Origin of the sequence: Actinacidiphila sp. bgisy167 (assembly GCF_965342175.1) — a bacterium.
Taxonomy (GTDB): domain Bacteria; phylum Actinomycetota; class Actinomycetes; order Streptomycetales; family Streptomycetaceae; genus Actinacidiphila.
Map to the genome: position 1 here is coordinate 1 of NZ_CBDRBL010000161.1, position 4,603 is coordinate 4,603.

The window sequence follows — 4,603 nt, forward strand, 5'->3', positions numbered from 1 at the left end:
CCGTGCCGTGGGGGAACGTGGGAGGGGCGGCGCCGTCCGGCGCCGCCCCTCGTCCGCGCGCGGTCAGAGGACCTTGGAGAGGAAGGCCTTGGTGCGGTCGTGCTGCGGGTCGGTGAGCACGTCGCGCGGGTGGCCGGACTCCACGACGACACCGTCGTCCATGAAGACCAGGGCGTCGCCGACCTCGCGCGCGAAGCCCATCTCGTGCGTGACGACGATCATCGTCATGCCGTCCTCCGCCAGACCCCGCATGACGTCCAGGACGTCGCCGACCAGCTCCGGGTCGAGCGCGGAGGTGGGCTCGTCGAAGAGCATCAGTTTCGGCTCCATCGCCAGCGCGCGGGCGATGGCCACCCGCTGCTGCTGGCCACCGGAGAGCTGGGCGGGGTAGTGCCCGGCCTTGTCGCGCAGGCCGACCCGGTCCAGCAGGCGCGTCGCCCGCTCGCGGACGACGGCTTTGGCCTCGCCCCTCACCATGACCGGGGCCTCCATGACGTTCTCGATGGCCGTCATGTGCGGGAAGAGATTGAAGCGCTGGAACACCATGCCGATGTCCCGGCGCTGGGCGGCCACTTCCCTGTCTTTGAGCTCGTACAGCTTGTCGCCCTTTTGGCGGTAGCCGACAAGATGGCCGTCCACCCACAGGCGGCCCGCGCTGATCTTCTCGAGGTGGTTGATGCACCGCAGGAACGTGGACTTGCCGGAGCCGGACGGCCCGATCAGGCAGAACACCTCACGTGGGGCGACCTCTAGGTCGATGCCCTTGAGGATGTGGGCCGCGCCGAAGGACTTGTGGACGCCCTCCGCCTTGACCATGGGGCCACCGGGAATGCCCATGTTGAAGTCGGTCATCGGGCCACCTCCGGGCGGCGGAAGGAGGTGAGGTTCGCCCTGAGCCGCTGCCACGGCGTGGGCGGCAGATTGCGTGTGGAACCGCGGGCGTACCGGCGCTCCAGGTAGTACTGGCCGACGCTGAACACTGTGGTGAGGATCAGGTACCAGACCGAGGCGACGAACAGCATCTCCATGACCGCGAGCGTGGTGCTGGAGATGTCGTTTGCCCGCTTCAGGAGCTCGTTGAACTGGACGGCGTAGGCCAGCGACGAGGTCTTGAGCATGTTGATGAACTCGTTGCCGGTCGGAGGCACGATAACGCGCATCGCCTGGGGCAGGACGACCCGGCGCAGAGTCTGTCCCTTGGACATGCCCAGGGCATGCGACGCCTCGGTCTGGCCCTCGTCGACGGACTGGATGCCCGCCCGGACGATCTCGGACATGTAGGCGGCCTCGTTCAGACCCAACCCCAGCAACGCGGCCAGGAACGGGGTCATGACCTGGTTCATCTCGTCCTTGTAGAACCCGAGGTTCAGAACCGGGAAGATCAGGGCGAGGTTGTACCAGATCAGGAGCTGGACGTACACCGGCGTGCCACGGAACAGCCAGACGTACAGCCAGCCGACCGTGCTGGTGACCGGGTTGTCCGACATGCGCATGATGGCGAGCACGACCCCGAGTACCAGGCCGACCACCATCGCCAGGACCGAGATGTAGAGCGTGTGCCAGGCGCCGGACAGGATGGTCCCGTCCGTGAGGTAGTCCGGGATGATGCCGTAGTTGATGTTCGCGTTGGAGAACGCGATACCTATGAGCACCAGCACGGCGATGACGAGCACGGCCGAGATCCAGCGGCCGTAGTGGCGCACCGGAACCGCCTTGATGGCGTGTGGAGCACCTCCGGCGGCGGCCGCCGAGGCGGTTCCGGTGCCCCTGGGTGGGTTGCCGCCCGGCGCCTTGTCGGTTTTGTCAGTCACGATGACTGCCCTTCAGCGGAACGTGGGGCTCAGGAACCGCCATTGACCGTCGCGGAGGTCACCGCGCCGTCAGTGACATTCCACTTCTCGAGGATCTTGGTGTACTCGCCGTTCTTGATGATCGCGTCCAGGGCTTCCTTGAGCGCGTCGCGCAGTTCGGTGTTCTGCTTGGTCACACCGATGCCGTACGGGCCCGCCCCGATCTGGTCGCCGACGACCTCGAAGTCCTTGCCGCCGCCGGAGGTCTGCGCGTTGTACGAGGCCACCGGGAAGTCATTGAGGTCGGCGGCCGACGCGCCCTGCTTGAGGCGGAGCAGCGCCTCGGGGTCGGTGTCGAAGGTCTGCAGGGTGAGCTTGCCCTTGCCGTCGGCCTGGCACTTCTTGGCCTGGTCCTTGGCGATGCCCTCGGAGGTGGTGCCCTGCTGGAGCGCGACGGTCTTGCCGCAGAGGTCGTCCAGGGACTTGATGCCCTTGGGGTTGCCCTTCTGGACCAGGATCGACGTGCCGGCGGTGAAGTAGTCGACGAAGTCGATGCCCTCGCCGACCGTCTTGCCGGTGTCGGAGTCGACGCCGTTCTGGCGGTCCTTGGTGTCGTTCATCGCCGACATGATCATGTCGAAGCGCTTGGACTGCAGACCCACGATGAGCTGGGCGAACTTGCCGTTCTGGAACTCGACCTTCACACCGAGCTGCTTGCTCAGGGCGTCGGCGATGTCGGGGTCGATGCCGACCGCCTTGCCGTCCTTGTAGTACTCCACCGGGGCGTACGCGATGTCGGAGCCGACCTTGAGCACGCCCGCCGACTGCACCGACTTCGGGAGCTTGTCGAAGAGGGGCGCCTTGGACGCGTTGCTCGACGCGGACGAGGAGCCGCCCTTGTCCGTCTGGTCGCCGCAGCCGGTGAGGACGAGGGCGCCTGCGACCGCGATCGCGCCGACCGCGGCGAAGCGGGTGGTCACGGTCGCGCGACGGGTGGTACGTGCGGTCATTGCTGGTTCCTCCTGCGGGGAATCCTGGGAGCAGCCGGTCTTCGGGTGCACACGTTCGGGTGTCGCTTACGTGTGTGATCTCCGCATCTTGCCATCCGGACACGCACTCTTGGGTGTCCGGATGTGTCAAAATCGCATAACGGGCGATCCCCTTGTCCTCACCGGGCCGCTACACCAAGGCCGATCGCGGTGGGGCCGTACCGCGACGTTGCGTGCATCACGTTTCTTGTCCCGCTATGCGGACGACTTGTCGCGTCGTGACCGGACGTTCCGGATGTGCGACGCCGCGCCGCGGCGCACAGACTCCTCAGCGGAGAGCGTCTTCCCGCAGCGCGGACCCTCACCCCCATCGGGGCCCCTCGGCGTGCGTGCGGCGCGCCCGGCCTCCGTGGCGCCCGGGACCACTCACGTCCGGGTGTACGGAAGCCGAGCCCGGCTATCCCCTGGCGCGGGGGGTAGTACCCTCAACAACAATTCGGACAAAGGGGTCAACAGTGGCAGCGGAGATTGTCAATCCTCGCACCAGCGGCAGCGAGGGCACCGGGAGCGGTGACGGCCTCGCACACGCGGACACCGACGGCGACGGCCCGGAAAGCCCCGTGGACCCGGTCTTCGCCCTGCACCGCGGCGGCAAGATGGAGATGACCGCCACCGTCCCGGTGCGCGACGCCGACGACCTGTCGATGGCCTACACCCCGGGCGTCGCCCGTGTCTGCACCGCGATCGCCGACCGGCCCGAGCTGGTCCACGACTACACGTGGACGTCCCAGGTCGTGGCCGTGGTCACGGACGGAACGGCGGTGCTGGGCCTCGGCGACATCGGCCCGCAGGCCTCCCTGCCGGTGATGGAGGGCAAGGCGATCCTCTTCAAGCAGTTCGGCGGCGTGGACGCCGTGCCGATCGCGCTCGCCACCACTGACGTGGACGAGATCGTCGAGACCGTCGTGCGCCTCGCCCCCTCCTTCGGCGGGGTGAACCTCGAGGACATCTCCGCCCCCCGCTGCTTCGAGATCGAGCGCAGGCTGCAGGAGCGCCTGGACATCCCGGTCTTCCACGACGACCAGCACGGCACGGCCGTCGTCACCCTCGCCGCGCTGCGCAACGCCACCCGTCTGACCGGCCGGGCGCTGGGCGAGCTGCGGGCGGTGATCTCCGGGGCGGGCGCCGCCGGCGTCGCCATCGCCAAGATCCTCGTCGAGGCGGGCATCGGGGACGTCGCCGTCACCGACCGCAAGGGTGTGGTGCACGCGGGCCGGGACGACCTGAACCCCTCCAAGCGCGAGCTCACCGCCTACACCAACAAGGCCGGGCTCAGCGGGACGCTGGAGGAGGCGCTCGCCGGCGCGGACGTCTTCATCGGCGTCTCCGGCGGCATGGTGTCGGAGGAGGCCGTCGCCACCATGGCGAAGGGCTGCTTCATCTTCGCGATGGCCAACCCCACGCCGGAGATCCACCCCGACGTGGCGCACAAGTACGCGGCCGTCGTCGCCACCGGGCGCAGCGACTTCCCCAACCAGATCAACAACGTGCTCGCCTTCCCCGGCATCTTCTCGGGCGCACTGCAGGTGCGGGCCTCCCGGATCACCGAGGGCATGAAGATCGCCGCGGCCGAGGCGCTGGCCGCGGTCGTGGACGGCGAGCTCGCCGCCGACTGCGTGATCCCCTCGCCCTTCGACGACCGCGTGGCCCCCGCGGTCGCCGCCGCCGTCGCCGCGGCCGCCCGCGCCGAGGGCGTCGCCCGGCGCTGAGCGCCGCCGAGGCGCGCATCCCACGCCGACGCGTGGCGCTGTTCCCCCCCCCTGT

The 4,603-nt window shown here is 68.7% G+C and carries 4 protein-coding genes; 1 reads left to right on the plus strand and 3 read right to left on the minus strand.

What is annotated here, in order from left to right:
* Nucleotides 1-63: 63 nt before the first annotated feature.
* The 3 genes from ACRWND_RS30285 to ACRWND_RS30295 are packed head-to-tail and all read right to left on the minus strand — an operon-like array spanning nt 64 to nt 2,800.
* On the minus strand, nt 64-852 hold the full coding sequence (locus tag ACRWND_RS30285; protein WP_431955088.1) for an amino acid ABC transporter ATP-binding protein: 789 nt from the start codon (nt 850-852) through the stop codon (nt 64-66).
* Nucleotides 849-1,811 (minus strand): amino acid ABC transporter permease, encoded by a 963-nt coding sequence (locus ACRWND_RS30290; RefSeq protein ID WP_431955090.1) that lies wholly within the window; start codon nt 1,809-1,811, stop codon nt 849-851. Before ACRWND_RS30290 ends, ACRWND_RS30285 begins: the two co-directional genes overlap by 4 nt.
* Nucleotides 1,812-1,840: 29 nt before the next feature.
* The gene (locus ACRWND_RS30295; RefSeq protein ID WP_431955092.1) at nt 1,841-2,800 is read right to left on the minus strand and encodes an ABC transporter substrate-binding protein; all 960 of its coding nucleotides are present in this window, start codon (nt 2,798-2,800) and stop codon (nt 1,841-1,843) included.
* 494 nt (nt 2,801-3,294) lie between these two features.
* On the opposite strand from ACRWND_RS30295, the gene ACRWND_RS30300 reads away from it, so the two are divergent.
* Complete coding sequence (locus tag ACRWND_RS30300; RefSeq protein ID WP_431955094.1) at nt 3,295-4,548, plus strand: NAD(P)-dependent malic enzyme; 1,254 nt, start codon at nt 3,295-3,297, stop codon at nt 4,546-4,548.
* The last annotated feature ends 55 nt before the right edge of the window (nt 4,549-4,603 follow it).

Bases quoted from the DNA above. Each gene is read 5' to 3' on its own strand.
- ACRWND_RS30285 (WP_431955088.1), bottom strand. From the start codon at position 852: ATGACCGACTTCAACATGGGCATTCCCGGTGGCCCCATGGTCAAGGCG.
- ACRWND_RS30295 (WP_431955092.1), bottom strand. From the start codon at position 2,800: ATGACCGCACGTACCACCCGTCGCGCGACCGTGACCACCCGCTTCGCC.